General features: G+C 67.7%; 28 protein-coding genes. 10 read left to right on the forward strand and 18 right to left on the reverse strand.

The features are described 5' to 3' along the window. The first annotated feature begins 2 nt into the window (after nucleotides 1-2). Complete coding sequence (locus FHP29_RS21860) at nucleotides 3-143, forward strand: hypothetical protein (protein ID WP_158296625.1); 141 nt, start codon at nucleotides 3-5, stop codon at nucleotides 141-143. 219 nt (nucleotides 144-362) lie between these two features. Here FHP29_RS21860 and FHP29_RS17890 read toward each other — a convergent pair whose 3' ends face one another. Next, nucleotides 363-599, reverse strand: a complete 237-nt coding sequence (locus tag FHP29_RS17890) for an SbtR family transcriptional regulator (protein WP_139624205.1) — start codon at nucleotides 597-599, stop codon at nucleotides 363-365. A gap of 104 nt (nucleotides 600-703) precedes the next feature. Between FHP29_RS17890 and FHP29_RS17895 the strand changes: the two genes are divergently transcribed. From FHP29_RS17895 to FHP29_RS17910, 4 genes are all read left to right on the forward strand, one after another. Next, nucleotides 704-1,246: a DUF6153 family protein gene (locus FHP29_RS17895; RefSeq protein ID WP_240044580.1), complete on the forward strand. Its 543-nt coding sequence runs from the start codon at nucleotides 704-706 to the stop codon at nucleotides 1,244-1,246. 83 nt (nucleotides 1,247-1,329) lie between these two features. After that, on the forward strand, nucleotides 1,330-1,932 hold the full coding sequence (locus tag FHP29_RS17900; RefSeq protein WP_139624207.1) for a DUF305 domain-containing protein: 603 nt from the start codon (nucleotides 1,330-1,332) through the stop codon (nucleotides 1,930-1,932). 79 nt (nucleotides 1,933-2,011) lie between these two features. Then, nucleotides 2,012-2,848, forward strand: a complete 837-nt coding sequence (locus tag FHP29_RS17905) for a F510_1955 family glycosylhydrolase (protein WP_338036851.1) — start codon at nucleotides 2,012-2,014, stop codon at nucleotides 2,846-2,848. 125 nt (nucleotides 2,849-2,973) lie between these two features. Next, the gene (locus tag FHP29_RS17910; protein WP_158296627.1) at nucleotides 2,974-3,726 is read left to right on the forward strand and encodes a DUF3152 domain-containing protein; all 753 of its coding nucleotides are present in this window, start codon (nucleotides 2,974-2,976) and stop codon (nucleotides 3,724-3,726) included. Between the two features lie 250 nt (nucleotides 3,727-3,976). Here FHP29_RS17910 and FHP29_RS17915 read toward each other — a convergent pair whose 3' ends face one another. From FHP29_RS17915 to FHP29_RS17955, 9 genes are all read right to left on the reverse strand, one after another. Continuing rightward, nucleotides 3,977-5,575: an ATP-binding protein gene (locus tag FHP29_RS17915; protein ID WP_338036852.1), complete on the reverse strand. Its 1,599-nt coding sequence runs from the start codon at nucleotides 5,573-5,575 to the stop codon at nucleotides 3,977-3,979. Beyond that, nucleotides 5,464-5,871 carry a hypothetical protein gene (locus FHP29_RS17920; RefSeq protein WP_139624211.1) on the reverse strand — a complete coding sequence of 136 codons (408 nt, stop codon included), beginning with the start codon at nucleotides 5,869-5,871 and terminating at the stop codon, nucleotides 5,464-5,466. The genes FHP29_RS17915 and FHP29_RS17920 overlap by 112 nt, the downstream gene beginning before the upstream one ends. 92 nt (nucleotides 5,872-5,963) lie before the next feature. Beyond that, nucleotides 5,964-7,016, reverse strand: coding sequence for a DUF2510 domain-containing protein (locus FHP29_RS17925; protein WP_139624212.1), 1,053 nt, complete (start codon nucleotides 7,014-7,016; stop codon nucleotides 5,964-5,966). Between the two features lie 13 nt (nucleotides 7,017-7,029). Beyond that, nucleotides 7,030-7,245, reverse strand: coding sequence for a TM2 domain-containing protein (locus FHP29_RS17930; protein WP_139624213.1), 216 nt, complete (start codon nucleotides 7,243-7,245; stop codon nucleotides 7,030-7,032). A gap of 200 nt (nucleotides 7,246-7,445) precedes the next feature. Further along, nucleotides 7,446-8,351: a DUF2510 domain-containing protein gene (locus FHP29_RS22285; RefSeq protein ID WP_139624340.1), complete on the reverse strand. Its 906-nt coding sequence runs from the start codon at nucleotides 8,349-8,351 to the stop codon at nucleotides 7,446-7,448. A 343-nt stretch (nucleotides 8,352-8,694) separates the two neighbouring features. Further along, the gene (locus FHP29_RS17940; protein WP_240044581.1) at nucleotides 8,695-10,044 is read right to left on the reverse strand and encodes an SCO6880 family protein; all 1,350 of its coding nucleotides are present in this window, start codon (nucleotides 10,042-10,044) and stop codon (nucleotides 8,695-8,697) included. Nucleotides 10,045-10,149: 105 nt separating this feature from the next. After that, nucleotides 10,150-11,439 carry a TrbL/VirB6 family protein gene (locus FHP29_RS17945; RefSeq protein ID WP_139624215.1) on the reverse strand — a complete coding sequence of 430 codons (1,290 nt, stop codon included), beginning with the start codon at nucleotides 11,437-11,439 and terminating at the stop codon, nucleotides 10,150-10,152. 10 nt (nucleotides 11,440-11,449) lie between these two features. Then, on the reverse strand, nucleotides 11,450-11,755 hold the full coding sequence (locus FHP29_RS17950) for a DUF6112 family protein (RefSeq protein WP_139624216.1): 306 nt from the start codon (nucleotides 11,753-11,755) through the stop codon (nucleotides 11,450-11,452). Between the two features lie 34 nt (nucleotides 11,756-11,789). After that, nucleotides 11,790-12,149 (reverse strand): DUF6112 family protein, encoded by a 360-nt coding sequence (locus FHP29_RS17955; RefSeq protein WP_240044582.1) that lies wholly within the window; start codon nucleotides 12,147-12,149, stop codon nucleotides 11,790-11,792. Here FHP29_RS17955 and FHP29_RS17960 point away from each other — a divergent pair. Together FHP29_RS17960 and FHP29_RS17965 are read left to right on the forward strand one after the other, a co-directional pair. Further along, nucleotides 12,148-12,975, forward strand: coding sequence for a GIY-YIG nuclease family protein (locus tag FHP29_RS17960; protein ID WP_139624217.1), 828 nt, complete (start codon nucleotides 12,148-12,150; stop codon nucleotides 12,973-12,975). The genes FHP29_RS17955 and FHP29_RS17960 overlap by 2 nt on opposite strands. A 37-nt stretch (nucleotides 12,976-13,012) precedes the next feature. Next, on the forward strand, nucleotides 13,013-13,456 hold the full coding sequence (locus FHP29_RS17965; RefSeq protein ID WP_139624218.1) for a hypothetical protein: 444 nt from the start codon (nucleotides 13,013-13,015) through the stop codon (nucleotides 13,454-13,456). Here the strand turns inward: FHP29_RS17965 and FHP29_RS17970 are convergent, their stop codons facing one another. The 7 genes from FHP29_RS17970 to FHP29_RS18000 form a co-directional block, all read right to left on the reverse strand. Continuing rightward, a complete protein-coding gene (locus FHP29_RS17970; RefSeq protein ID WP_139624219.1) occupies nucleotides 13,457-14,575 on the reverse strand; it encodes a C40 family peptidase in 1,119 nt (372 codons plus the stop codon). A 7-nt stretch (nucleotides 14,576-14,582) separates the two neighbouring features. Then, entirely contained in the window at nucleotides 14,583-15,077 is a 495-nt protein-coding gene (locus tag FHP29_RS17975) for a cell wall protein (RefSeq protein WP_205014224.1), read from the reverse strand. A 215-nt stretch (nucleotides 15,078-15,292) separates the two neighbouring features. Then, on the reverse strand, nucleotides 15,293-16,270 hold the full coding sequence (locus FHP29_RS17980; RefSeq protein ID WP_139624221.1) for a ParB N-terminal domain-containing protein: 978 nt from the start codon (nucleotides 16,268-16,270) through the stop codon (nucleotides 15,293-15,295). Further along, on the reverse strand, nucleotides 16,263-16,997 hold the full coding sequence (locus FHP29_RS17985; RefSeq protein ID WP_240044583.1) for a serine/arginine repetitive matrix protein 2: 735 nt from the start codon (nucleotides 16,995-16,997) through the stop codon (nucleotides 16,263-16,265). The genes FHP29_RS17980 and FHP29_RS17985 overlap by 8 nt, the downstream gene beginning before the upstream one ends. A 451-nt stretch (nucleotides 16,998-17,448) precedes the next feature. Beyond that, a complete protein-coding gene (locus FHP29_RS17990) occupies nucleotides 17,449-18,357 on the reverse strand; it encodes a bifunctional DNA primase/polymerase (protein ID WP_205014226.1) in 909 nt (302 codons plus the stop codon). Nucleotides 18,358-19,022: 665 nt separating this feature from the next. After that, nucleotides 19,023-19,820, reverse strand: a complete 798-nt coding sequence (locus FHP29_RS17995; RefSeq protein ID WP_139624223.1) for a hypothetical protein — start codon at nucleotides 19,818-19,820, stop codon at nucleotides 19,023-19,025. Next, a complete protein-coding gene (locus tag FHP29_RS18000; protein ID WP_139624224.1) occupies nucleotides 19,820-20,308 on the reverse strand; it encodes a sigma factor in 489 nt (162 codons plus the stop codon). The genes FHP29_RS17995 and FHP29_RS18000 overlap by 1 nt, the downstream gene beginning before the upstream one ends. Before the next feature lie 338 nt (nucleotides 20,309-20,646). Between FHP29_RS18000 and FHP29_RS18005 the strand changes: the two genes are divergently transcribed. Genes FHP29_RS18005 through FHP29_RS18015 form a run of 3 tightly spaced genes read left to right on the forward strand, consistent with a single transcriptional unit; the run spans nucleotide 20,647 to nucleotide 23,286 of the window. Then, complete coding sequence (locus FHP29_RS18005) at nucleotides 20,647-21,723, forward strand: OmpA family protein (protein WP_139624225.1); 1,077 nt, start codon at nucleotides 20,647-20,649, stop codon at nucleotides 21,721-21,723. A 15-nt stretch (nucleotides 21,724-21,738) separates the two neighbouring features. Further along, nucleotides 21,739-23,037: a hypothetical protein gene (locus FHP29_RS18010; RefSeq protein WP_139624226.1), complete on the forward strand. Its 1,299-nt coding sequence runs from the start codon at nucleotides 21,739-21,741 to the stop codon at nucleotides 23,035-23,037. Between the two features lie 3 nt (nucleotides 23,038-23,040). Further along, on the forward strand, nucleotides 23,041-23,286 hold the full coding sequence (locus FHP29_RS18015; protein ID WP_139624227.1) for a hypothetical protein: 246 nt from the start codon (nucleotides 23,041-23,043) through the stop codon (nucleotides 23,284-23,286). Nucleotides 23,287-23,488: 202 nt separating this feature from the next. On the opposite strand, the gene FHP29_RS18020 is transcribed toward FHP29_RS18015, so the two are convergent. After that, nucleotides 23,489-26,425 carry a LysM peptidoglycan-binding domain-containing protein gene (locus tag FHP29_RS18020; RefSeq protein WP_158296628.1) on the reverse strand — a complete coding sequence of 979 codons (2,937 nt, stop codon included), beginning with the start codon at nucleotides 26,423-26,425 and terminating at the stop codon, nucleotides 23,489-23,491. Between the last annotated feature and the right edge of the window lie 28 nt (nucleotides 26,426-26,453).

Here is a 26,453-nt window from a genome sequence, read left to right on the forward strand (position 1 = left end):
CCATGAACACGAACACCCTCGCCGCCGCCGTGATCGGATTCCTCCTCGGCGGACTCACCGTCTCGATCGCCGCCGAGCTCGAGAACGACGACAACCCTGCCCCCAGCCACGGATCCGGCATCCATCAGTCCCTCCGGGACTGACCACAAACCCATGACGACAGTTCTCAGGGCAACAGCGCAGAGCCCGACTGCTCGAGCCATCGCAACCTGCCTGCTTCGCTGCACCGTCGCAGCGATCACCAGGACGGGCGAATCCCCTGCGGTCGCCACCAGCACTTCACCTACCTGCTCGTACCAGCGCCGCGGATAGATCAAGAACTTCTCCCGGCCGTCTCCTCCCGGGCCGGGTTCTAGCAGCCTCTATTCGGACTGGAGCGACCGCAAGCACAGCTCGACCAGGCGCGTTGTCGCCGCCTCGTCTGGTGCCTTCGCTGCCGCACTGAGTGCGTGGAGGCAGTAGGCGGCGAGCTCGCCCGCCGCGATGTCGGTGCGCACCTGGCCGGCGGCTGAAACCTCGTCGAGCAGGTGTGTGAACAGCTCGTGGATGCGTTCTTCAGCGTCGACGACGTCGGCGCTCTTATGCAGCAGCGCTGACAAGTCGCGGGATCCGTGCCTGGCGCGGTAGTGGCAGATCCGGGCGTAATGGGAGAGCACGGCGTGGAGACGCTCGTCAGCCGTGCCCGAGCCGCCGGCGAACTTGGGTGACCCCCTGCCCGTCATCAGGCGACGACGCCAACAATGAGGCGGTAGCGGCATTGCCTAGTATCGAGTTCGTGAAGGACCTCCGAAGCATCGCCGGGAGCTCCCGGGCGCGCTACGCGCTCGTGGTTGCCGCACTGGCGCTCTTCGGGCTGCTCTCCATGCACGGGTGGGGCACCCATGCGGGCATGCACGCCGAATCTCGCCACTCGCCGGCCCACGTCGCGCTGCTGCACGGCGACGATCATGTGTCTGTGCTCGCGACCTCTCACTCGGGCCAGGTTCCGGGCGACGCTGCCGCGATGGACGCCGACGCGGTCACTTGCGACGACGGCTGTGACGGTTCCGGGTCGGGCGGCGGCATGGGCATGATCGGGCTGTGCATGGCGGTCCTCGGCGGACTCGTCCTGGGCCTTGCGCTGCTGCTCCTCCGTCGCTGCATCCCGCTGATGCGAACAATGCTGCCGGCCCTCCAACATCCGATCCTGCTGAGCCGCGAGCGCGACCCACCCGACCTTCTCCGCCTCTGCGTGATCCGCTGCTGACAGTCGCCGACGACGAGACACCCCGTGGTGTCTCGCGTACGCCCCTGTCCGCAACCAGATCACCAGTCCAAGGAGAACCTCCCATGCGCAAGACCCTGACTGCCGCCTTACTCGCGGCCTCACTGCTGACCCTCGCCGCCTGTGGCAACGACGGCGGGCACGATGGCCACAACGGTTCCAACATCCCCGTGAGCGAGGAGTTCAACCAAGCCGACGTCGACTTTGCAACCGACATGATCCAGCATCATGCCCAGGCACTGTCGATGGTCGACCTCACCGACGGCCGCGACCTCTCGCCCGAACTGGCCGCCCTCGCCGAGCAGATCCGGATGGCCCAAGGCCCCGAGATCGAGACCATGGTCGACTGGCTCAACGAGTGGGACCAGCCGGTCCCCGAGACGATGCGCGACCATGCCAACGCTCACGGCGACGGCGAGATGGAGATGGACTCCGACATGCCCGGCATGATGAGCCAGGAGCAGATGGACGACCTCGAAGCCGCGTCCGGCACTGAGTTCGAGCAGATGTTCCTCACCATGATGATCGAGCACCACGAGGGCGCGATCGAGATGGCCAAGACCGAGCAGGCAGACGGCGAACATCCCGACGCCATCGCCCTGGCCGAAGAGATCGAAAAATCGCAGACTGCCGAGATCACCACGATGAACGAGCTCCTCGGCTCCTGACCCCTTCACGACCCGTTGGGTTGCGGGCAGACCCCGGTCTGCCCGCAACGGATCTGGAGCCAAGGAAGCGTGAAAACCAGTGCGACGAAACCTCCCCATCAGTCTGCTGGCCACTGCTCTACTTCTCGCTGGTTGTAGAGCCGAGGAGCCGGACAGTCCGGTCCCCTCGACCAGCGACGACCGCTCCGTCGGTCACATCCACGGTCTGGGAGTTGACCCAGCGGACGGCACCCTCTACGTGGCCACCCACCACGGCCTATTCCACGTCGACCGATCCGGCGAACCGCGTCGCGTCGCCGACCGCTGGCAGGACACCATGGCCTTCACCGTCGCGGGGCCCGGCCGCTTCCTCGCCAGCGGACACCCCGATCTCCGCGAGGACCTGCCGCCTCACCTCGGGCTGATCGAATCCACCGACGCCGGCGAAACCTGGCGACCGCTCGCACTGCAAGGTGAAGCGGACTTCCACATCCTCGAGAAGGTCGGCGACGACCTCTACGCCTACGACGCCACCAGCGGCCGCCTCCTCGTCACACAGGACCAGAAGTCGTTCACAGAGGTGGCGCAACTTCCCCTGCTCAGCATCAGCGCGGATCCCGAGGATTCGAACGGCCTGCTCGGCACAATGAACCAGGGCCAGCTCATAGAGATCGACGCGACCACGGGTGCCACGGCAGAACGCCCCGGGCCGCCCCTCGTCCTCATCGAAACCACGTCCGAAGGTGACGTTGTCGGCATCGACCCGGCGGGAACCATCCACGTCAGTGACGACTCCGGCGAGACGTGGACGCGACACGGCTCGATCGGTGGCCAACCAGCGGCGTTCAGCATCACCGGCACGGAGTGGTACGCCGCGACCCAGGACCAGGTCATCCGCTCCGTCGACGACGGCGACACCTGGACGAAGGTCCTATAGGCGGATCCATGTCCAAACACCGACTCGACTCGCGTGCCGCTGCGCGCCACGCAGCGCCTCGCGGGAGCCGCCGACTTGCCCACCGAGCCCCTCATCCGACAAGGGTCTTCGGGCTCGTCGCGCTGATGACAGCAACCCTGATCGGCGTACCCACCGCATTCATCGTCGATCTCGACACTCCCGGATCGAGCTCCGCGCCGACCGCGGAGAGATCGCCGCAGACCACCCAGGCGCTTCCAACGCCGTCGCCCACTGCAGCGGCTGAGGCGCCCCCCTCGCTGACTCCTCGCAATGGATCACCACGCCACGCAAAAGGCGCCGTCCCCGTACCCGACCCCATCCCCGAGTCAGGCCCCGGCACCTTTCGGGTCGCACCCGCAGATCCCCAGGAAGCCGGGACCGCCACCACCTACCGCGTGGAAGTCGAAGACGGCCTGCCCTTCGCGCCCACCGAGGTAGCAACCTTCGTGGAGGAGACGCTCTCCGACACGCGCGGCTGGAGTAGTACCGGCGAACACCGATTGGTGCGCGTCGACCACGAAGCGGACCTCAGGGTCATCCTTGCAAGTCCCGAGACAGCCGACGAACTCTGCGCGCCACTGGAAACCGAGGGCAGACTCTCCTGCCGCAACGGAGCCAACGTCGTCATCAACGCGTGGCGCTGGCGCCACGGCGCCGAGAGCTACAACAACGCGCTCACCGCCTACCGGCGCTATGTCGTCAACCACGAAACCGGCCACGCACTGGGCTATCCACACGCTGACTGCCCAGAAGCCAACGAGCCTGCGCCCGTCATGCTCCAACAGACGATCGGGCTCGACGGCTGCCAGCCGAACCCCTGGCCAAGCCGTGTGGACCTGCGCCCGCCATCCCACTGACCGCCGCCCCAAAGCCTGTGTGCCATGGGGCGAATTGGCACCTTCGCGGACCTCGCAACCTCCAGACCGGACGGGCTTCATTCGGGGCGACGGCCAACCGCCACTGCATCTCGACAGGAGGCGACCAGTTGAGGCATCGTCCGGGGCATCGCAGGTGAGCGTGGGTTCCGTGAACGTGAGCGTCCGCAACGGCTGACACGCCGACGGATGCTCAGGTTCCGCGCAGAAGCGTCAATATTCGCGCGAACTTCTAAAGGGCTCCTGTCATGCGTCCGGTGGTGTCGAAGAGTTCGAGCTCGGCGGGATGCATCTGGTGCTGGACGACGAAGGAGCGGTTCTTGATCCGCCACAATCCCTGGCCGGTGCCGAGCGTGGGGATCAGTGACTGCTCGGTGCCAGTGAGCCCCAGTGCCGCCGACGTTGCACCGAGCTGGTCGGCTTCCTGGCGGTAGACGATGCGGGTCTCGGCGTTCGCTAGGAGCGACGAGGCGAGCGCGCGCATGGCGGAGCCGGAGTCGCCGACGTTGTCGAGGTCGGTGAGCTTGTGGAAGATCAGCATGTTCGCGATCCCGTAGTGCCGCGCGAGGCGCCAGTGAGCGTCCATCCGGCGCAGCAGGGCGGGGTGAGACATGAGGCGCCAGGCCTCGTCGTACACGACCCAGCGCTGGCCGCCGTTCGGATCGAGCAACGCGGATTCCATCCACGCCGATGCGCAGGTCATCAACACCGAGATGAGGGTGGCGTTCTCGGTGACGCGGGATAGGTCGAGGGAGATCATCGGGAGGCTCGGGTCGAACGCCACCGTGGAGGGGCCGTCGAAGAGCCCGGCGAGGTCGCCCGCGACGAGGCGCCGGAGTGCGTGACCGACGAGTCGTCCGTCTTCCGTGAGTCGTCCATCGGGGTCGTCGGTCGGATCGGGTGTGAGCAGTCGGTCGACGACCATCGGGAGGACGGGTATGTCGGCGCCGCGCACGGTGCGGTCGATGGCGATGTCGACGGCCGTGTGCTCGAGTGGGGTGAGCCGGCGTTCGAGCACGGTTTCCGCCAGGGCGCCGACGAGGTCGCGGCGACGGGATGCGACCTGGCTGGCCCACTGGGCGTCGTCGTATCCGGACGGACGGTGGCCTTCGTCGAGCGGGTTCAGGCGGTTGGCCATGCCATGGCCGAGCGCGATGGCCCGTCCGCCGACGGCTTCTGCGACGGCGGTGTGCTCGCCCTTGGGGTCGCCGGGGACGTAGACGTGGCGGCCGAACGGGATCGCCCTTGTGTAGAGGCTCTTGGCGAGGCAGGACTTGCCGGAGCCGACGATCCCGGCGAGGACGAGGTTCGGTGCGGTGATGAGGCCGCGCGCGTAGAGGATCCAGGGGTCGTAGACGAATGAACTACCGGAGTAGAGGTCTTGGCCGACGAACACTCCTTCGCTGCCGAGTCCGCCTTCGGCGAGGAAGGGGTACCCGCCCGCCAGGGTCGCCGAGGTGTCCTGGTGGCGTGGCACGCGGAATCGTCCGGGAGTCCGCAGTGCGGCGGGGCCGGATTCGCCGGCGCGGGGGAGCGTCACGGTCGCACGCTTCTCCGCTGACAGTTCTTCGGCCTTGCGCTTGGCGTCGGCGCGCCGGGCTTCGCGGTCGGCGGACAGGAGCTCTCGCGCCGCGGCCTTGCGGAGCCTGCGGTCGTGCCGCCGTTCTCGTCTCGGTGAGACGAGAACGGCGGAGTGGAGGCGCCCGTCCCGCCACCCGGTCACAGCGACATCCCCGGCTGGTGTGTGGAGCGCTGAACTGAAGCGAATGCGGCGTAGTCGCGGATGTCGTAGGCGATCGTCGCCTCGATCTCGTGCGCCCGATCCACGCATTCGGCGACCTGGTGGATCATCTCGGCGGCGCGATGCAGCTCCCAGGACTCCCTGTACGACGCGGCGCGCCCGGCGTTGGCATCGCCGTTCATCCAGGCCTGCTTGCGAGTCGGCCCGTCGTGGAACTCGCCGAGTTGGTGCAGCGACTGGCTCAGGGATGCGAGGGCGGAACTGATGGAACCCAGAACCGCGTAGATCGCGGTCGGATCGTCGATCGTTCGCGTCGCGTGAGCAAGGCCGCGGACTGCTTCCCGGAGTTCGTCGGCGTCGGCGACCGGGTCGTTGAAGGTAGGCATCGGTGGCTCCTCTGATCGATGATCTTTCGTCGATCAGGTGCGCACGTCCTGCCGTGCCGTGCTGACCCTCATCGGTCAGCCGGGGACGCCTGCTACTCGCGGAATCTCTCGACCATCAGCGGGGCACCCGGCTGACCGCCGAACATCGCCATGAAATTGGCGAACGCGGACGGGTCGCGAAGGCCGGGGTTGGCCTCGAGCATCTGATGAATGCGGCGGGCACCCTCTTCGGGGCTGAGTTCCTCCATGCGCCGCTGAGCCGCCAGTGTCGATTGGTCCGCGTCCTGGATGTGTGCGTTCGACAGGCGGCGCCATAGTTCCTGTTGGATCGCGCCCGCTTGAAGCCAGGCTCGCACGTGTGCTTGCCACTCGGCGTTGCTCATTCTGATCTGCTCGTCTCGCGAGAGTTGCCGAGAAGCGTCGGGCGCGCTTGTGTACACGCCCACTGACGTGCTTGGACCAGACGTCACATGGCCCGTCCACGCTCTGCCGTCCCAGTAGCGAAGTTGCGCTGGATTCGATGGGTCTGGGTACCAATCAGCGGGAGTTGTCGGCGTACCCGGTACGGGTGCGACGTGGTGGGTCCAGGCCGCTCCGTCCCAGTAGCGAAGTTGCGCCGAATTGGAAGGATCCGGATACCAATCCGCGGCGATCGCCGTGGCTCCAGCTCGCTGCGCGTAATCGTTGGTCCAGCCGTATCCGTTCCAGTACCTCAGGCGCGTTGGATCACCGGTGACGTCGTACCAGCCTGGCGGTGCGGTCGTGGGCTGGGCGACTGCCTGCCGTCCAGCGTCACGCTGCCGCTTGCGGTTCTTTGCAAGCGCGACGCCGGCCGCGCCAGCCGCGATACCGGCTACGGCGACGAGCGCCAACGGAACAAGCTGGGAGATGTCCGGCTCGGGTTCTGTGGTCGTCCACGCGTCAACCTTCGACGGCGAGCGGGGACTCGGGCTCCGGCGTGACCTCGGCTCTGGATCCTTGGCCTTCTTCTGGAGCAAGATCTCCGCTTGCCCCGCCAGGTTTCCGTCTGAGTCGCGCGCGAGCGCACGGTGTGCGCCAGTGGTCTTGCGTGACTTGTCGAGTTTCGTGCCCTTCGGAACTCGGACCTTGGCGTCGTATTCCTCGTAATCCTTGCCCCACGCCATCAAGTCCCCCGCTTCATCGCCGACCCATACTGCGGGCAAGATTCACCTGGCGCACCTGTGCCGGAAGCGTGAACAGGTCGATCCACCAGCCGATGGTGCACCACGCGAATGTCAGGAGGTAACCCACGCCACGGCCGACCTTGCTGAGGTAGAAGTGGTGGACGCCGAAGATGCCGAGGAATAACCACAGCAGGTACGCAATCGCGAGTGACTTGGCCGGTGCCGCCATGTACCCGTAAGGCTGCACTCCCAGTTGCACTGGTGTCTGCAGGGGCGGCTGGTGCGCTCTTGCGAACCGCGCGCTAGCGCCCGTGCCCGGCACCGGCGGCGGCATCGCGGGTGGCGGCGTTCCGCCCGCGCCAGGCGCCGGCCCTGCGCCACCAGGCGGCGGCATGTCTGAAGGGACTCCCCAGTTCGCGCTGTTTGACATCACAAGCCGCCGAGAAGGGTGGCCTTCGCTGCCGCGAACTCGTCGTCCGAGAGAATCCCGTCCTTATGCAGCGCAGCCAACTCCCGGAGTCGGTCTCCGATCGTCGGTGCGGCGGCCGTCGGTGCGGCGGCAGATTCTGCTGGCGGCGCCTGGGCCGCCGGAACGTGGTGTGGCACATCTGCGACGGGCCCGGGCTCGGAGGATGAGATGCCGAGGATCGCGTTTCCTGCCTCTTGCAGCGCGATGCCGACCTCGTTGTGTCCCTTGTTGCTGGTCTTCAGGCCGACGCTGTTCGTGCTCTGGTTGTCGAGCGTGTGGATCCGCTGGTCGGTGGCGATTGTGAGAAATGACTTTCGCGCGGCATTGGAAGCGAGGTGTCCGATCCCGGCGGCTGCCATGCCAGGGGCGCTGGCCTTCATGAGCCCCTTGCCTCCCTTCAGCAGCTTCGCCACGGCTGGCCCCACCGCGCCCTCCAGAGCGGACGGTCCACCGGATGACTCATCGCTTGGTCCCGTGTACTTGATCGAGCGCAGACGCTCGTAGGGTGTCTTCTTGTCGATCGGACAGGGGCCATTTCCGTTGACGCGCTCAGGCCACGAGGCGACACGGACGAATCCGCCTTCGTAGATCTCGACGGTCGAGGTTCCGAACACGCCGCTTGTCACCAAGGAGCCGGCGGCCTGAGCGTTCTCAGCGTGCCGCCGTGCTGCCTCCTCCTTGGACGCCTTCTTCTCGGCTGCCTTGGCCTTCACTGCAGACCCGAGCTTCGAGAAGGCGCCAGGCTTCTTGTCGGCTGCATCGCCGACGCTCAGTGCTCGAACCTGCTCGGTCCACGCCGCACCGTCCCAGAACCGCTCGTTCCCGTGTCCGTCCGGGTACCAGCCCTCGGGCGCCTGCTCGCTCATGCTCGATATCCTTCCAAATCCTCGCCGGCGCGACTGCAAATTCGTCGGACGAGGTCTCTCGGCCGTCTTCCGGGACGGTAGCCCTCCCGTCCGACGGAACCCCTGCTACGGCCCGCGTATGCAAACGGGGCGCCGCGTCGGAATGCTCGGTGGGACTGCAGGCCAGAACATGAAGATCCCGCAGGAGTCTCGGGTCTCCTGCGGGATCTGAGGTCAGCATGACCGAAGATATGTGCGTCTGTCCCAGCTTTCGCAGAATCTGTGGCATGTGGTGCGGCTGGTGCTGCTCCTGGAGCCTGACCTCTAAGTCGCTGAGCCGCCGTGCGCCATGGCGGCGGGCGACTCATACTGGGCGGGCCAGCGGCAGAGCGGCTGACGCGAAGCCCTGAGCCTGCTGCCCCCACAGACGCCGCGTCTCGCAGGACGCCTGGATCGCGGCCTGTTCGATCGCCGCGACGGCGCGCTCGAGTTCGTCGGGATCGCTCGCGCTGACGGCGACGAACCCGGTCGCCCGCAGCACACCGTGCCCGGCCGTCAAGTCGGCCTCTTGCTGAAGGACGTCCTGGTACTCGGCGGTTTGCTGGGCGTCCTCGATCTGCCCGATCTTCTGTCGCTGGGCGGCGTCGGAGATGTACTCGGTCTTCTTCTTGCGGATGTCGCGGGCAGCGCGGTCGGTACGCATCGGGGTGTAGAGCAGCGTGAAGGTCCGCCGGATCCCCGAGGACAGCAACAAGGGCGCGAGGAACCCGGGGTACACGAGGGACCGCGGCCACTCGCTGATCCAGAGCACGCAGTGGTGCGCGGAGTCGCTGCGCACGGAGCCCCACGATTCGGTGACCGCGACGGGGCCCGCGGTGGCGAGGTCCCGTCCGATGTCGCCCTGGCGCTCAAGTGCGCCCGCGACGGCCGGGTCGTACGCGGACCGCAGAATCAGCGCCAGGTCGCCTGGCGTCAGCCATTCGCCGGGGGAGAGGTCGGCGGACCGTAGGGCGGCCGACATGGTCGACATCTCCTGCCGGAGTACGGCGGCCGCACCGCGCATACCTCCGCCGGCAGCCCGGATCGCTCGCCCGGCCACCTTCATGTCCAACGAGATGGAAACGGTCGACGCATGGCGCTCGCCAGCCGGGCCCGCACGGTCGACCAGCTCGCCGTACGTCGTCGACGCCCACGAGCCTGAGCGGTTGCCGTGCTGCTCCCACCAGTCCGCCAGGCCCTTGCCGGAGTCAGGCAGCGTCCGCTCCATGACCTGGACGGAGGAGATTCGCCCGGAGCGGCATGCCGTCGCGAGGACCCGGCCCCACGAGACGACACGGCGTTCCTGCTCAGCCGGGTCGAGCAGGATGAACGCGGGGTGGGAGACACCGACGATCGCGGTCAGGGTCGCTGCGTGCGGGTCGTGAATCATGACGGTGTCGGTCTCAGGGGCGACCCACTGCCGCAGGCGCGCCGCGTCGCCGGGCAACGCCAGTGTCCCGGCTGGCCGCGGCTTCACGACTCGACGGCGGTATAGCAGTTGCCCACCCGCTGATCGCCAGAGCCAGCGCGCGCCGATCGGTGCCCACTCGATGAGCTTGCGCCCTCCGACGCCGACGAATGCCAGCGTGACGAAGAGCAGGATGATCGGGAAGGTCATCACCACGGCGCCGACGTACAGGCCGATGATCAACGTGCCCGACGCGAGGCTGGCCATCACGAGTTGGGGGCCGGAGAGGCCGAGCAGGACGCCGCGTCGGGTCAGGCGCGAGAACTTGATCGGGGTCAGCTCCGGCTCGTTGGTCGTCGTGGCCACGGTCGATCACTTCTTCCCGGCGGTGTCGACCAGCGTCGAGTCCGCGACTGGGGGCGGGACGGTCGAAGGAGCGGACTCATGTGCCTGTGCCTGGCCAGTCGCGTGGGCGGCGACGAAGTTGCCGAGCCGAGGACCGGCCGCTGCCGCCTCCTTCGCGACGACGACTCCAGCGGCAACGGCACCGCCCGCCGCCGCAGCACCTCCGGAAGCACCACCTGCTGCGGCGCCTCCGCCGCCGGTTCCACCTGACGGCCCGCCCGTGGATGGACCCGTGGCCGCAGGCGAGGCGCCGTACGTCGTACCGCCGCCACCATCTGCGCCGCCCCCGCCCAGGACCTTCGCCGGCTCGCTGCCGGTGCGGCGAGACAGCGGGATCGGCATCGGGCGGTTGAGTGACGACTTGGCCTCCTGCTCGGCCGACATCGCGTGGTACATGTCGAAGCCCATGAAGGCGATCGCCTTGTAGGTCAGGTACGGCGCGAACCCGGCCATCAGCATCAGTACGACGCCCGCCATCGGCTGGCTGACGGACTCGAGGTCGGCGTCGATCGGCGCCGAGACCTGGGCGGTGGCGAGTAGGAAGATCACTACGAGGACGACCTTCGACAGGATCATCGCGATCACGAAGGTCGCCCAGCGGCTCAGCCACGTCCGTGTGTGGTCCCAGCTGGCGCCCGCGAGCGCGATCGGTGCGAAGACGATCGCGATCAGAAGCAGGGCCTTGCGGATCAGCAGGCTGATCCACACCACCATCGCGCCGATGATGGCGAGGCTGGCGAGGAAGATCGTGAGGATCGCGCCGGCGCCGGGGGCGCTGAGGTTGATGGCGCCGAGTCCTGCGGCGAGTACGGCGACCTTGTCGCCCATCTCGTTCATGTTGGTGCCCGCTGCGTTGACGATGCCGATGCAGAGCTGGTCGGTGATCTCGAGCGCGGTTGCGAGCAGGGCGAGCGCGACGAAGGATCCGAGGATCGACTTGGCCAGCCCGAGGGCGGCTCTGGAGAGTGCGGCTGGTTCGCGGCGGATCATGCCGCCGATGACCTGGAGCATGAAGAAGCCGAGCATCACGAAGACGCCGACGCCGAACATGATGTTGTAGACCTTCGTGTACTCGCCGCTAGTCACGTCGACGTACGTCGTGGTGTCGATGACTTTCCAGACCGAGGTGAACATCCACTCGGCCGCGCCGCCCATGCCCTGAGCGAGCCAGTCGAACGGCGCTGTGATGACCGCGCCCGCCGCGTCGCCGGCGGCGTTGCAGACTTCGTGGATCACCGGTACGTCGCAGACACCCATGATCGATTCCTCAGACCTGCTGGCCGACGTTCCAGAAGAAGTTCACGAGAGTCACTGAGGCGCCGCAGACGATGGCGGCGCCGAGGGCGACGAGTACGCCGAGCTTGCCCCGACCGGCCAGGTGAGGGTTCGACGAGTTGGCACCCAGCGCCCACACGATCGCCGAGATGATCAGCGCCAGTACGGCGAGTACAAGCCCGACCGTCATCGACGCTCCGACGATTTTCTTGAGCTGGCCGATCCCGGGCAGTCCGTTGGAGTTCGGATCGATCGAGATGTCGAGGGGGAGCAGGAGTGCTGCTGTGAGTAGGTCCATCGGAGGGACTCCTGACGTCGTACGGGCGGACGTCCTAGAGGTGCGGGCCGATGTCCAGCAGCCAGTTGGCCCACGTGAGTGCGGCCCCCGTGAGCGCCGCTCCGCCGATCGCGACGAGGCAGCCGAGCTTCGCCTTCTGAGCTGTGTGCCAACTTCCTGAGCTGGAAGCGATCGCCCAGGTCGTCGCCGAGACGATGAGCATGAGTACGGCGACGATCAGGCCGTAGGTCAACAGGGCACCGACGACGGAGCCAAGATCGCCAGCACCCCGGACGGCTCCAAAATCGGGGCCAACGTCGGCTCTGATCTGGCTTCTCGCGTGCATGCCATCAGGTGCACGGTCATTCACAACGAACGAATTGGACGTCGGTCCCTCGGCGTACGCTCCGCTCATGCAGCCGATTCCGCTTGCAGCGCTCATTCCCGCGGACCTCGACCCGGCGGCGTGCAAGCTGCACTGCGCGGTGTTCAACGGCAAGAACTACCCCATCGATGTTCTTGTCAACGACCCTGACGAGTGGCAGCGCTGGAACGCGTGGCGCGGCGACAAGAACGACTTCAATCGGCAGTTCATCTTCTCTCTTGCGCAGGATCGCCATGACCTGACGCTGTGGCTCTTCGGGGGGATCTGGGAGGTCATGGCCCGGCGTCCGGAGCCGAGGACGTACTCCTACGACGTCATCCCGCGCGACGACCTGATGGGTTCTTTCGTCCGCCGTCTCTACGTCAGGTTGCACCTGGCCGGGCGTCAGCGCCGTCGGACCATGGAGTCTTGCCTCGATGAGATGACCGTGTCGTCCATCCTCGAAGAAGCCTTCGCAGGCGACCCTTTCCCAGGTCACGATCGCATCAACCACGCGCTCGCCGACCTCCAAGTCATCGTCAGCCAGCAGCGACCTGATTGGCGGATCGCCCTCGAGCACATGAAGGGTGTCTATGTCATCCACGACCAGACGACAGGCGCTCGGTACGTCGGATCGGCCTACGGCGATACGGGGATCTGGCACCGCTGGAGCACCTACGCCGCGACTCTCCACGGGAACAACGTGGGTCTCAAGGAGCTCTTGGACGAAAAGGGTGCGGACTACTTCGCTGCCAACATGAAGTTCGCCCTCCTCGAGTTCTGGTCGATGCGTACCGACGACGATCACGTCTTGGAGCGCGAGTCGTATTGGAAGGAAGTCCTTCACGCTCGCTCGCTTGGCCACAACAAGAACTGATGTCGTTCCGTCGTGGGTCCGCCGTACGGTCAGGCGCATGAACCCTGACAAGCTGCGGTGCGCGGAGGCCGCTCTCCGCACGGTCCCGGGCGAGTACCTCGCCGTCACGCCAGAGATCGTTGTTGCCGTCGACAACGGTCACTCCTTCCACCGTGGCATGCACGTCGGCTGGGCCTGGGCCGACGCTGGCCGGGGCTGGTTCCTCGACTTCCTCTCCGAGCACCGCATGGCCGGGATGAGCGCCCAGCGGTTCCACGCAGATGGGACCTCAGAGCACCTGGAGACCCCAGCCTCCATGCATCAGGTGACGGGGGACGCGGCGAAGGATGCCGAGATCGAGCGGCGCTTCTACGAGCGAAACCGCGCCGCGTATGAGTGGCTGCGTGCGCGCGGCCTCCTGCCGCCGGAGGGCGCGAATCTCGGCTCGCAGGACATCAACGAGTTCCTGCTCAAAGGCGGTGCCGACGAGCCCAGCTCGTAATCAACCCAGGCGGCGCACGGTCATGACCGCGCCTGAGAACTCGCCGATCGTCCCGTAGCGAACGACGTCACCGGTCCGTGGCGCGTGGAGGATCCGGTCACCGCCAACGTAGATCGCGACGTGATGCGGGCCGCCTGCGCCGGGGTAGCTGAAGAAGATGAGGTCGCCTGGTCGCTTGAGCGCCCAGGGAATGCCGGTGCCGGCGTGGATCTGGTCGCCGGAGTAGTGGGGGAGACGGATGCGTCCGCCGGACGCTTGGTACGCGGCGTACAGCACGAGGCCGGAGCAGTCGAAGCCGCCGCCGGTCGGCCCCTCGAAGTTGCCACCGCCCCAGACGTAGGGCTTGCCGAGCTGCGATGCGGCGGCCTTGATGAAGTCACCCGCGAACCCCGGGGGAAGGTTCATCGGCACCTCGCCCGCCGACTGGGCACAGGCGAACTCGCTCGAGAGCGATACGCCGCTCAGGGTCGCCAGAACCTTCTCCGCGATCGGCTGGTTAACGGCGTACCGGTCGGGATAGGCCGAGACCTGCACCGCCTGGGCTGCTGCACCGGGATCCATCGATGCCCATCCGTCGATGTCGAGCAGGCCCCGCGGCGAGCCGTGGTTCGGGCCGCTGGGTCCGCCGTAGAAGGCACGGGATGACCAGACGGGGTCCATCAGGTTCTCGACGCTGCCCCATCCGGCGGCGGGCCGTTGCTGGAAGAGGCCCACGGAGTCGTGGTCGCTGCCGTCACCGTCGTTCGGGATGTCGCCGGAGTCGGGGTAGGCGCCGGTGTTCGACAGGACCCGAAGCGACGACTCGGTCAGCGCAGTCATGACCGCGATCATCTGGCCGCGGGCCGGGATGTTCTCGCTCTGGCCGGTGGCGATGATCGCCGCGGCCCGGGTGAGCTGCTGTTGGTTGAGGGTGACGGTCTCACCGTTGGTGTTCGTCGCGCTGAGGCTGTCCGGCACCGGGCCGCTGACGCCGAGGCTCTCGGTCGCCTGACCATCCCACATGCAGCTGCCCGATCCGGCCGCCGCGGGGCTGATCAGCGTTGCGACGCCGAGGACGGCTGCGCCGGGGGCGAGGAGTACGGCGGCCGCCGCGCCAACCGCGAGCAGCTTGATGCCCACGGCGTCGTCACCTGAGTGGGTTGTCGACCTGCGAGAGCCGCAGGACCTGACAACGATCGAACGAGGGCTCGCACGCGACGAAGACGGTGAACGCGACTGGGTGCGACGACTCGGCGCTCTCGCCGTTCCACACGCCGCTCCGGTGCCGCGTGCCGGTGATAGTGACGGCCGTCGTGCCCGGTCGGAGGTGCCCGTGGGCTTGCTGGACCGCAGCGGTCCAGGACTCGGGGACGTACGCGTCATCAATCTCGAGCGTCTGCCGTACCTCCATTGCCCCGAGGTCGAGCCATTGGTCGACCGTCGGGAGGTACGTGGCCACGTCGGCGATCAGTCCGGGCGTCTCCTCACCAGAAGGGTCGGCGTCGGCTAGGACGGCGGCGGTGTAGTCGGTGGGCAGGAAGCCGAGGCTGGTGTCCCAGTCGAACAGTGACGACGCGACGGCGCGTGAGTACGCGATCGGATCGTTCGTGTGGGGGAGCGCGCGATCTTCAAGCGTGACCACCGGAGCCGCTTCTTCCGGGACCGCTCCGAACTCCCCGGGCGTTGGAGGAGCCGGGGTGGACTCGGCGGACTGGGGTCCACGGACGAGGCCGTAGACGCCGACGGCGAGGGTCGCGAGGGTGAGGACGCAGCCGAGGATGACGGCGATCTGGCGCCAGGTGAGGTTGCGCATCGAGGCTCCGAGGTCGAGTGGCGGACACTCGGGAGGTACGCCGATCAGGCCGACGCGGCCGCCGAACGTGCCTCACGGAGCTGGTCGCGCAGTTCGATCGTCTCGGCGACGACGCGCTCGAAGCGCGCCCAGTCGTCATCCTTGAGGGCTGCCGCGAGCTCCGCGACGTCGTACAGCGTGGTCCACCCTTCGAGTTCGGACCACATCAGTACGAACGAGCGCGGGCTGTGGTGCTTCGGTGCGCGCTTGGCCTTGCTCCTCAGAGCGCGGAGGCGCTGGGCGTTCTCCTCCTCCTGGACGCGCTTGAGGGCTTCGGCGGCGAGGCGGGCGACTTCGTCCTGCTCCTCCTGGGACGGGGGAGTCGGCTGGGTAGCCAGTTCGACGGCGGCCTTGACCCGCTTGTACGCAGGTGACACCGGGGCACCGCCGTCGATCTCCGTCAGCATGTTCGCTGCGAACTCGCGGACGGACTCACCCAGCGTTTCGTCCTTGGAGACCGACTCGATCCAGTTGGTCTGCTCGAGGCGCTGCGATGCGTCCCTGCCCGTCAGCCGCTGCGCTGCGCGAGTTCGGGCGTCACCGCCCGGCTCCGGGGAATCCCCGGAGCCGGAGGCTCCGCCATCGCGACCTCCACCGCCGAACTGCGTGGCGGCCATTCGACGCTGGGCATCCTCCTGCTCGAGCATCTTGATCTCGGCGTACAGCCGCGCCGTCTCCACCGGGGAGAGCGGCTTGCGCTGCTCGTTCTCGTCCTGTTGAGCGAGCAGGTGCGAGAGCTGATCGGAGATGCCTGAGCGGACCCACACGTTCAAGGTGCGCCGACCGAGCCGACGCAACGCTTCGAGCCGGCGCCAGCCGCAGATCAGGACACCGTCAGGGGTGATGGTGACAGGCTGGAGCAGGCCGACCTCCTCGATCGACTTCATCAGCGCATTCAGGTCGCCCGGGTCCTTACGATGGCGTACGCCGACGGTGATCGAATCGATCTGTCGCTCGAGCTCGATGTGTCCCTTGTCAGACATCGATCCTCCTGGCGACCTTCGGGGCGGAGTCGCGGATCTCCACGACGAGCCCGTCGTCGGCGAGTAGGTCGACGACCTTCCAGTCGCAGACCAGCACGGCGAGTACGCCGACGCCGGCTCGGGTCGCCGCGGCGGCCTTGTCCGGGTTGCCGAGCACGATCCGCAGCACGGTGGCCCACGAGTCGCGGTCCAGGTCGAGGGCCACGCGGCCTGCCAGGTCACGTCGAAGGTATGCGTGGGCGACGTGGCGGTCGCCGGCCTCCATGAGCCGTGTGGCGATGTAGTCGAGCGTGCAGGTTGCGCTGCTGCTCGGCCAGCCGAGGGCGACGAACATGCTGATCACGAGGTTGAGTGCATCGAATGCTGTCGTCGGCGTAGCCTCCCCGGGCTTCAACCGCGGCGCCGACGGCGCCGGGTCCACCGGCGAGGGACCCCTGCTCTCAGTGAGAAGTTCGAGCAAGCCTGTTTCGTCTTCGCCGAAGCGGCGCGCGTCGTGGTGGCGCATGACCTCCCGCCTACGTGCCTGGGCCGTCGAGCAGAGCAGCCCGGCCGCGCGCTCCTCTGCGATCAGGCTGACTTGGACGGCGCGGGTGATAACGGCCCACGGGTCGTCGGCGCACCGCACCGCGCGCGTGCGCATGGCCTCGAAGGCGGCATAGGCCGAGTCCTCCGGCTCGCAGTTGTGAGTGCGCGCGAGGGCTCGGTACTTGCGGATCGTGAACTCCATCAGCCGCTCCGCCTCGGGGTCCTGCCGCCAGGCCCAGTAGCCGACGCTCTCTCGGTCGTGGAGGCGCTGAAGGAGTGCGCGGAGTCCTTCAGGGGTGGTGAACGAGGCGCTCACAATCCCAGTCCTTCCTGGCTCACGGCGGGCGCCGCCGATCGGTCTGGTCCGGTGTGGCGGAGCGTTCGGGTCGTCGTGGTCGGCGTACGGCGCGCTCGTCGTACAAGCTCCGTCTGGAGATCGATCCCGCGGCCGACCATTGGGCCGAGGTAGGAGCCGAGCTCAGTGGGGCGTACCCAGGCGATCCGCTTCTGCGTCTGCTGGCGTGCCGGCTCTTCAGGCCCGAGTGACGGATCACGGTGCCGTGCAAGCTCGCTGGCGGTGGGCTCGACCACCTCGGCAGGGCTCGGACGCTCGGGCGGCCGATAGCTGTGGCGGCGGTACTCGGCGTGCGTGTTCACAGGTGGATCCCTTCACTCGCTGGGGTAGGGCCCGGGCGGCTCCCCGGGCCCAGCCGGGTGGCGATGCGGAACGCGGAGTTGACCGTGGTCTCGATCTCGCGGTCCGAGAGCCCGGCGTACTGTGCTGCCGGCCCTAGCCAGCCCATGACATCCGCGTGGCTCAGCCCGTTCTCGACCATCCGGCACGACGCCCAGAAGAGCGCGTGGTTGCGGCCGCCCTCCGGCGTGAGCGCCACCGTTCGCGCGAGGGCGTCGGGTCGGCACCCCTTGGCGGACATGCCGGGCTGCGGGAGAGTCCGCACTGGTCGGGGTGGCTCCAGGAACCGGCGGAGCTCGACCGCATCGACTGGCTTTGCCGGGTGCGTGGCGACCGCGATGACGTCGTACGACCGCTGGGCGCCCTCGACTGGGACGCGCGACGGGGGAGCGATGACGTAGCCGCCGTCGCCGCGGAAGTCGATGTGTGCGGCGGGGGCCTGCCAGCTGCGCTGCTCCTGGCCGCGGACGTTCGGGTAGTAGGCGTGGAGCCCGCCCGAAGGTGTGCGCACCAGCCACGCCCAGTCGTTTCCGAACCCCTGGTTCCTCGCTCGTTCGAAGGCGTCGAATCCGCTCGCGTCGGCGTGCACGTCGACATCGACGACGAGGACGCCGGTTGGCGCGCCTGTGGGCAGTCCGATGTTCGCGTCAGGGGTGCGTTGCCACCATGCGTGGACGACGCGGGCGACGGAGGTGGCGTCGTGGAAGCCGTTCGGAGTGAGTGGCTGCTTCCCGCCGGGAACGCATGGGAAGACGGGGATGCCGAGGTTGGCGTACCGGAGCGCCGCGGCAGCGAGCGTCGGCTCGTCAGCGACTCGCTGCATCGTCGACACCGACCACGTCGGGTCCGGGTTCTTGGGGTCGAACATGCCCCCGACGATGCGCCGCCAGGTATCCACGATTTCGGGATACCTGGCCGGATTCGAGAGGGGGATACCTGCGTTTGCGCAGGTCAGGAGGTATCCCTACCTCGTTGCGGTCGACCCGTTGACGAGGGGCAGAGTTAGCCGGTCGACTTGTGGCGGGCACTGGGCTGGCTGAGGCCGTTCGCGTTGTCGTTGTCCCAAAGCGCCCACTCGTACCAGGCCAGGCCACGTCGGCGTCGCGGTGCTCCGCGAGCCAGCGACGCGCGCTGTCGACCCGGCGGTCGTCAGGGCGCCGTGTGCGGCCGGCGTTGCGACAGCCGTTTCACCCCGCGAGTCTGCGCGCTGGGGTGCAGACAAACATTCGTGCGAAACTTTGATCCCCCGCCCGCGGCATCCAGTTGGCAGTTCCGAACGGCGGCTGAGACCACCGCTCTCGCGGTTTTGCGTTGAGAGTGGACTGGTCGGCCAGCGCGTTGGGTCTTGGTTGAGCCGGCGCCTGAGCCGAACCTGCTCGGCCGACGAGTTCGCAGCCATCGACGAGTTTGACCCCGGAACTCAAAGCCTCGCTCGAGTCCGTCGATCGACGACTCGATCACGCCGCGAGCCAACGGGCGTCGTCATCAACGGTCCAGTCAGTCGCCCTGCCCGTGGCCCGTTGGCTGCCTGTGCTACGACGCGTCCTCGAAATCACTTCCGTTCACCTCGATCGTCTGCGACGTCGGATCCTTCTTGCCTACGAACATGATCTGGACGACGTCATCAGGGCCTAATGCATGATCGGCATCGAAGGCGCCGAGCCAATAGTCGCCCGTCTTGGTGATCGCCCCTGGCGCATGGTCGGGGAAGGTGACGTAGTAGGGATCGCGCGGCTCGTTCTCCTTGTTGTCGATGAGACCCATCACGTGACCAGCGACGATGTAGAGGTCCTCGTCGATGTCGCTGAACTTGAAGAGCACGAGGTTGTTCTTGCTGACGCTCCCCACACGCGCTGCGTCTGGCACGTCGACGACCCGCATTCCGTGCGTGCCGACCGACCGAACGCACAACTTCGCGTCGTTGAGATTCCAAACGAGCACGGCGATCACCAAATCGGGCCCGGTCGTGACTGACACCTCGCCTTCGGTGACGCGCGCGCTGGTCTTGATCCCGTCGCCGTCTGGATCTCGCGCGGGCGGCAGGCTTGGGTCCTTTGGACCAGGCTGGAGCTCAACCGCACAGTCCTGGCGGAGCGCTGCGACGTCTGCCTCGTCGAACCCGGACTCGCCGCGCAGCGACAGCACGCCCAGGAGTCCAGCAATGCAAACTGCGGCTGCTGCGGCGACGCTGGTCCGCCGCGCCACAGTGCGTCGCCTCTCGCGTCGCCGCCCGCCAGCCATGATCCGATCGTGCAATCCGGAGCTCGGCCGCACGTCGGCGGCCGCGCGCCGAATCATCCGTTCGATGGCGAGCCGCTCCCGGTCGATCATCAGCCACCACCTCCCAAGTGTGAACGCAGCTCCTCCAGGGCGTCGTTGTAGATCCGCTGCGCCTGCCGGGGCGAGTAGTTGACGAGCTCCCCGATCTCCTGCCAGCTGAGGCCGGCCTCGACCCGCGCAACAACCACTACTCGCGCTACGTGGCTGAGTTTCTGTAGAGCCATCACCCGGAAGACCGGCTCGGCAACATCCAGCTCTGGATCGGCTACGTCGGGGACCGCCGAGCCGAGTGCTTCCTTGCGTCGGAATGCTCGCCTGGGAAGGCCCCGTGACCGTTTGACGATCGCGCCGCGCACGTACTTGTCGGGATCGCCATTCTGAGTGATCCTTCGCCACTTCGGATAGCAGGCCATCAAGACGTCCTGCACCAGGTCCTCGGCATCGGCCTGATTGCCGCACAGCAGGTAGGCGAGCCGCACGTAGCGGACCTCCCGTGCCCGTACGTACTCGGAGAACTCCTCCGCGTTCGTGTCGGCCACGGAGGGATCGTTCCATGGCTTCGACCCGGTCGTCGCAAGATCCGGGGAGTTGTCCGAACCAGCGTGCCGGCGGATCGGTCGCGTTTCGCCACGCTATTTACACGCGCCTGCCGCTCAATTCGCGACATCAACTCGAGGTGATTTTCAACTCTGTCGCACTCCGCGCTCTCCGGTCGTGTTCCTCGTGACGGCACGTCCCACGTCTGGGCGTGCGGCAGAAGCCCGAAGGAGAGCCCGTAATGATCCGATCCGTCCGAGTCGCGACGACCCTCATCCTTGCGACGCTGCTGACCCTTGGTGGGCTGACCGGCTGCAAGGGCCCGGATAGCCCAGCAGCGTTGACGATCGCGTTCACCGCGACCGCAGCCGACCCGGCCCCGAGCGGCGCCATCAACCTCCTCCACGACGACCTCCTCCGGCACGCGACCGAGGCGCTCTTCCCGGGCGACGGCAAGGTCGGCCTGGTCGTTCAGGGCACCATCGGCCTCGCCGGCACCACGGACCTCACACCGATGCGCGGCGACGAGGTTGAGGCGGACCCCGACAAGGCGGCGGAGAAGATCGACGGCCGGGTCGCCGACATGACCACCTCCCTTGCCAACCTCCACGCCGGCACTGCCGGCCTGGACGTCCTCGGAGTGCTCGACACCGCTCTCGAGACCACCCCCACGGGCGGGACGGTCATCGTGGTGACCTCCGGGCTCAGCACAACGGCGCCGGTCGACCTCCGCGCGGCGGGCGACTGGATGCTGTACCCGGAGCGCTTTGCCAAGGCCATCGACCCCGCGAACATTCCTCACGCGACCGGCCGGTCCATCGTGTTCGCCGGACTCGGATACCCCGCGCCGAACAGCAAGCAGCCGGTGCCCGGGACCGCGGCCCGTACCGCGCTCACACACCTGTGGATGACGATCTGTCGCCGCACTGGCGCCTCCTCGTGCTCCGCCACGGACGGGCCCGCGAGCACCATGGACTCGACCTCGACCCTCGATGTGCCCGTCGTGAACCTCAACCAGGTGACGACCACCTGCATCGGCACGGTCACGGTCGACGGCGACGTCGCGTTCGAGTCGGAGAGTGCAGTCCTCACCCCCGGCGCCGGCAAGATCCTCGCCCCGATCGCCCGGTCACTGCGCCGCTGCCCCGCCGACCGAGTCGTCGACGCCATCGGACACGCCGCCGAGGTCCCCGGCGGCGGCGATGGCATCGCCCTCTCCCAGGCGCGGGCACAGGCCGTCCTGCGGCGTCTCCTCGAACTCGGCGCTCCTCGTCGAGTCATCGGGACCGCGACCGGCTTCGGCAACACCTCGCACCAGATCGTCGACAACACCCCCGGCGAGGCCGGGACGTACGTCGAGAAGCTCGCTCGCCTTAACCGCGTCGTCGAGCTCGTCATCACCACCAGGAAGAACTAGGCAGGAGGAGTCACCATGACCATCGACAACAACAACACGCCGCCGGAGATCCACGCCGACAGCTACGCCCGCAACGCCGGGTTCGATACCCCGACGCCGGGGATCCCGCGTCGGCACACGATCACCTCGTGCCTCGGTCTCGGGCCGATCCCGTTCAACCAGGTGATCGCGGTCCACAACCTTGCCGACGAGGCGGTTCGGTTCCCCCTCCCCCGTGACGGCGCGTTCCTCACCTACAACGAGGCCGCCGTCCGTGCTAAGCCGGAGAAGGCCGCGCAGGCTCAGCTCAACCGGCAGGTCACCAAGGAGATCGAGCCGGAGATCAAGGCGATCCGCCCGCTCATGGCCGAGATCAACGTCCTCTCCACCCAGATCGAGCAGGTCCGGACCAGCCCGATGCGCGGCGCCGTCGGCGAGAAGCTCACGCCCGAGGAGGCGCAGACCCTGCACGACGCGCTCCGCGCCGAGATCAGCAGCGACCAGAGGAACGGCTCCAAGAAGCACACGCTCAAGACGCGGAACAAGCTCAAGGAAATCGGCCTGCTCCTGATCGACTTCCCCGTCTTCTTGTACGCGCTGTTGTCGTTGTTCAACGTGAACTACCGCCTGATCGGCTCCGACACCGGCACCACGATCAAGGCCTCGATCGCCGGAATCTTCGCGATCCTCGGCACCCTGATGCTGGCCCTGGTCGCGCGCGGGATGGGCCGCCGCCACCGGGCGTTCAAGGGCGACTCCTCGACGATCGAGACCGACTCGAAGAACCGGCGCCGCATCAGGCTGGAGATCGCCGCCCTCGTCGCCGTTGTGACGGCCGCGGTCGTGGTCATGGCCTCCCGCGTGATCGTCGACGGGCTCGCCGCCGAGGTCATGCCGGTGCTCGTGTACGCCCTCGCCGCGCTGTTCGGCTTCCTGCTCGGCTTCGGCGCCTACCTCAACTACACCGCGGAGTACGACAACGGGTCGGACCAGACCGACCGCGTCCAGCACCTCAGCGTCCAGCTCCGCAGCCGCGAGGCCACCATCGAGGGCCTGAACAACGCCCGCAAGCTCCGGATCGAGGAGACCGGCATCCGGATCGCCAAGCTCAACCGTCTCATCGAGCAGACCCGCACCAGCGCCGAGCACCTCGTCACCGGCAGCCGCCAGGACAAGGCCATCAGCCTCGCCCGCAGCTACCACGGACTGACCGGCTCCAAGGCCCGCCTCCCCGCGCCCGACCTGGACTACCGGCGCCTCGACCTCGCGGTCGCCCAGGCCCGGGACCTCACCGACCACCAGGAGTACCTCGAGAACCTCACCAAGGAGGACTGACCCATGGGCTTCAAGAAGATCACCGACATCGGCAAGAAGGTCCTCCTCAGCGGCCAGATCGCGGCCAACGTCGCGACCGTCCCGGTCACCAAGGACCTCACTCCGACCCTGACCAAGCAGTACGCGAACTACAGCAAGAACGTGCGCCTCCCCGAGACCGCACGCGAGATCCGGAAGCAGACCAGCAAGAACATCCAGCCGGTCGCCGCGCTCGACAAGCGCTCCGCCAAGAAGCTCCGCAAGTCCTAGGACAACCCCGATGGGGCGCACGGTCAACCGTGCGCCCCATCGCCATGCCCGGCTCTGTGCGTCGCCCAAGTCGTGCAAGTCGAGCCGGTCGAGGTCCATTGGCTAGGTGACGGACCACCTGAGCGACCCGCTTGCCTTCGAGGTTCCACGTTGCGATTGGGATGTCCGGGACTCGCGCGCTGGCACGGGCCCCACGCGGGTGTCATCCCGTTCGGCGGGGTGCTGCGTGGGGCTGCGGATTGCCGTCGATGACTTCCGTGGTTCGAGCCGGCAGTCGGATCGGGCCGTAGTCGTCATCACTGCGGTTCGAGATGCCGTCTCGCATCCGCGCGTCGGCTCCTTCGACGTCACCCATGGCTCGGTCGACCGCGACGCGGTCGAGGGTCGCGATCTCGTCATACGGCGAGGCGGCGAGTGTGACGCTGGACGCGAAGTCGGCCAGGTCTAGATCGCCGACGGTAAGCGCGTGGGTGGTCACGATGTGTCCGACATCGACGATCGCCGCTGTCATGATGTGGTCGAGTCGGTCGCCTTCGAGAAGCCATCCCCACCCGTCCTTGCGGAGGTCGGTGAACGGCTCTCCGCTGACGAGGTGCAGCGCGGCGATGAGGTCTGCCAGCCCCTCGGCGCCGCGGCTCTGGCCGCGGGCACGGAGGCGCCTGAACAGGTCGAGATCGCAGAGGACCCCGTCGAGGGCGTAGGTCGCCGGGACGCCGTCCTGGTGGGTCTGCTGCGCGCGGGGGAGGAACGGCTTGCCCGCCCGGCTCTGTCCGAGCCACTTCCGGATGATGCTCAGGTCGGACCGCGCCTTCTGAGGACGGATGCAGAGGTCCTCTGCGAGCTTCTCCGCGGTGACCCCGTTCGGGTGGAGCGCGAGGTAGGCGAGGAACTCGACGTAGTAGGGCCGGCGGTGAGCCGTGGCTGTTGCGTCGCCCAGAGTCCTGACCGTGACCGGACCCAGCAAGGTCACCTTCGGGGCCGCGGGAACCGGGGAATCCCATCGGGCGAGGTCCTCGTCCAGGTCCGGATCGTAGGCATGGACGGCCCCTGCGGCTTCCGGAGAAGCGTTGGGCGCGAGAGTCTGGACATCGTCGACCGTCGTGGCCGCCAGGTCGGCGTAGACCTGGGCGTCGAGCGGCAGGAGTGACGAGGCGCCAGCTGGTTGCTCCTCGGGACGCGGGTCGGTGAGTTCGTCGACGAGCGCGCCCGCGCAATCCGTCACGGTCCGTTCGTCGGCGGCACGGGGGACCGGCACCACCTGGGCCTCCGTGGTGAGATCGATCAGCGCGGCACACGCCTCCGCCTCCGCAGCAGTCAGCCCCGCGGAAGCGAGCTCCAGGTCAAGAGAAGGGATCCGCAGACGGCCCTCGGCGCTCAGGTGGACGTCGACGAACGGCGGGCACGGTTCTCCTCCGACGCTGACCAGAGCCAGGCCAGCGCGTCCCGAGAAGCCAACGAGGGCCCCGGCCAAGTGCGTCAGATCCGGACCACTGTCGCCGCCTGCGATGACCGCGGCGTGGAACTCATCCGGCTCTCCGATCGGGCTGGCGGTCGCGAGGTCGTCGGCCAGAGCGCGAAGGAACGCGTCGTCTCCGGGGTCGTGGACGTGGACGAAGTCGCGGTTGATCGAGGCCAGCTCTCCACCGATTCCCAGCGCCTCGATGTGCACGGGAGAGGCCCAAGGATTGACGACCAACTCCGCCATGAGATGGCGAGCGAGCGCCGCGCTTGCATCGCGGTCCCCGTTCAGCGCCAGCGCGCGAAGCTCCTCGAGGTTGAGCAGGACGAGTGATCCGTCGTCGGCCTTCCCGACGCTGACGAGCATCGGGTACGGCGACATTGCATCGGGAGGCGGAATCGGCACCGCCTCGACAGCGAGCTGCCATGCAGTGCCGTCTCCAGTCCATGGCTTGGAGAGTTCAGTCGGCTCCGCGAGCGTCAGCACGATCCGGCTGGAAGAGAGCCGGACGGAGAGCAGGCGAGGTGCAGGGGCCAGGCCACGGAGCGCCGCATCTAGCTCCTCGATCGGATGGGCGGTGACGGATCCCGACACCTGCACGGACTTCTCGACAGCGCGCAACTCGTCCGGCGGTGGGGCGATGACCCTTCCGGGTCGGCGATAGCGGAGCTGGGTTCGCCGGTGCTGTCGCAGCACCAGCCAGAGCGACCCGGCCAGGAGTGCCCCAGCGCCGGCCAGTCCCGGGAGCAGCCAGATCGGGGTGGTCTCGTCCTCGTCGGAGTCGGCGGAAGCATGCTCGGGGTCGGGGTCGGATGCTCCGGGAGCGGGCGGAGTAGCTCCGTCGGTAGGTGGAGTAGCGTCGTGCCGAGGCGGCTCCTGGACGTGCTTCGGCTCCTGAGGCTCGACCGGATCCGACTGTCCCGGGATCGTGAGCTTCCAGCCGGGGAGGATGAGGTCGGGGTCGGAGAGGTGGGCGCCGTTCGGCTGCACGGTGTCGCGTGATGCCCGGAAGATCGACGGATATGCGTCGGCGTCGCCTAGATGATCCTCGGCGATCTCGGAGAGGGTGTCACCCGGCTCAACGACGTACGAGCCGCCCGAAGGGTCGTCCGCGGCGGGGACCTTGAGCACGGTCCCGGGCAGGAGGAAGTCGGGACGCCCGTCGAGGACGGCCTCGTTGAGGGCAACGAGCTCGACGTACCGCGTGCCGTCGCCGAGTCGCTCTTCGGCGATCTTCCAGAGGCTGTCGCCGCGCTTGACCGTGTAGCGCTCGGTCTGCGGCTGCATCGTCTGCGCGTGCTCTTCTGCTCGAGGCTCGGCCGGCGCATCCGGAGCAACTGCTACCTGCGGCTCGTCCGGCAGCGGCGCGGCGACTGCCGCATGCGCCCGATGCGGGGGCAGTACGGCGCTGACCGTGGGGACGGCGACGAACAGCAGCGCCGCGGCCGCGACCAGGCGGTCTGCGGCAAGCTGAGGAATCGCGAGACCTGGGAGGCGCGGCGTACGGATGCCGCGAGCCTGCGACACGATCGAGGCGACGAGCTGGCACGTGAAGACGGCCCACGCGATCCAGCAGATAGCGGTGATGACCTGGAGCGCGAGCGTGCCGTCGTCCTGGGCCGTCAGCCTCGACCAGGTGAACGCGCTCGGGTCGGGCAGCGCGTCGATGGCGATGAGCACGACTGGCACCCCGACCACGAAGGCGACG

The organism is Nocardioides albidus (assembly GCF_006335005.1).
GTDB lineage: Bacteria > Actinomycetota > Actinomycetes > Propionibacteriales > Nocardioidaceae > Nocardioides > Nocardioides albidus.

Excerpts from the sequence above, each read along its gene's own strand:
- FHP29_RS17945 (WP_139624215.1), bottom strand. The coding sequence starts at position 11,439 with ATGGGTGTCTGCGACGTACCGGTGATCCACGAAGTCTGCAACGCCGCC.
- FHP29_RS17940 (WP_240044581.1), bottom strand. The coding sequence starts at position 10,044 with ATGGCCAGCCTCGCGTCGGGCACGTTGATCATCGGCCTGTACGTCGGC.
- FHP29_RS17980 (WP_139624221.1), bottom strand. The coding sequence starts at position 16,270 with ATGTCTGACAAGGGACACATCGAGCTCGAGCGACAGATCGATTCGATC.
- FHP29_RS17930 (WP_139624213.1), bottom strand. The coding sequence starts at position 7,245 with ATGGCGGCACCGGCCAAGTCACTCGCGATTGCGTACCTGCTGTGGTTA.
- FHP29_RS22285 (WP_139624340.1), bottom strand. The coding sequence starts at position 8,351 with ATGAGCGAGCAGGCGCCCGAGGGCTGGTACCCGGACGGACACGGGAAC.
- FHP29_RS17955 (WP_240044582.1), bottom strand. The coding sequence starts at position 12,149 with ATGAGCGGAGCGTACGCCGAGGGACCGACGTCCAATTCGTTCGTTGTG.
- FHP29_RS17900 (WP_139624207.1), top strand. The coding sequence starts at position 1,330 with ATGCGCAAGACCCTGACTGCCGCCTTACTCGCGGCCTCACTGCTGACC.
- FHP29_RS17965 (WP_139624218.1), top strand. The coding sequence starts at position 13,013 with ATGAACCCTGACAAGCTGCGGTGCGCGGAGGCCGCTCTCCGCACGGTC.
- FHP29_RS17915 (WP_338036852.1), bottom strand. The coding sequence starts at position 5,575 with ATGCGTGGATCGGGCGCACGAGATCGAGGCGACGATCGCCTACGACAT.
- FHP29_RS17920 (WP_139624211.1), bottom strand. The coding sequence starts at position 5,871 with ATGCCTACCTTCAACGACCCGGTCGCCGACGCCGACGAACTCCGGGAA.
- FHP29_RS18010 (WP_139624226.1), top strand. The coding sequence starts at position 21,739 with ATGACCATCGACAACAACAACACGCCGCCGGAGATCCACGCCGACAGC.
- FHP29_RS17950 (WP_139624216.1), bottom strand. The coding sequence starts at position 11,755 with ATGGACCTACTCACAGCAGCACTCCTGCTCCCCCTCGACATCTCGATC.
- FHP29_RS18015 (WP_139624227.1), top strand. The coding sequence starts at position 23,041 with ATGGGCTTCAAGAAGATCACCGACATCGGCAAGAAGGTCCTCCTCAGC.
- FHP29_RS21860 (WP_158296625.1), top strand. The coding sequence starts at position 3 with ATGAACACGAACACCCTCGCCGCCGCCGTGATCGGATTCCTCCTCGGC.
- FHP29_RS17985 (WP_240044583.1), bottom strand. The coding sequence starts at position 16,997 with ATGGAGTTCACGATCCGCAAGTACCGAGCCCTCGCGCGCACTCACAAC.
- FHP29_RS17990 (WP_205014226.1), bottom strand. The coding sequence starts at position 18,357 with ATGTTCGACCCCAAGAACCCGGACCCGACGTGGTCGGTGTCGACGATG.
- FHP29_RS17995 (WP_139624223.1), bottom strand. The coding sequence starts at position 19,820 with ATGATCGACCGGGAGCGGCTCGCCATCGAACGGATGATTCGGCGCGCG.
- FHP29_RS17910 (WP_158296627.1), top strand. The coding sequence starts at position 2,974 with ATGACAGCAACCCTGATCGGCGTACCCACCGCATTCATCGTCGATCTC.
- FHP29_RS17960 (WP_139624217.1), top strand. The coding sequence starts at position 12,148 with ATGCAGCCGATTCCGCTTGCAGCGCTCATTCCCGCGGACCTCGACCCG.
- FHP29_RS17925 (WP_139624212.1), bottom strand. The coding sequence starts at position 7,016 with ATGGCGTGGGGCAAGGATTACGAGGAATACGACGCCAAGGTCCGAGTT.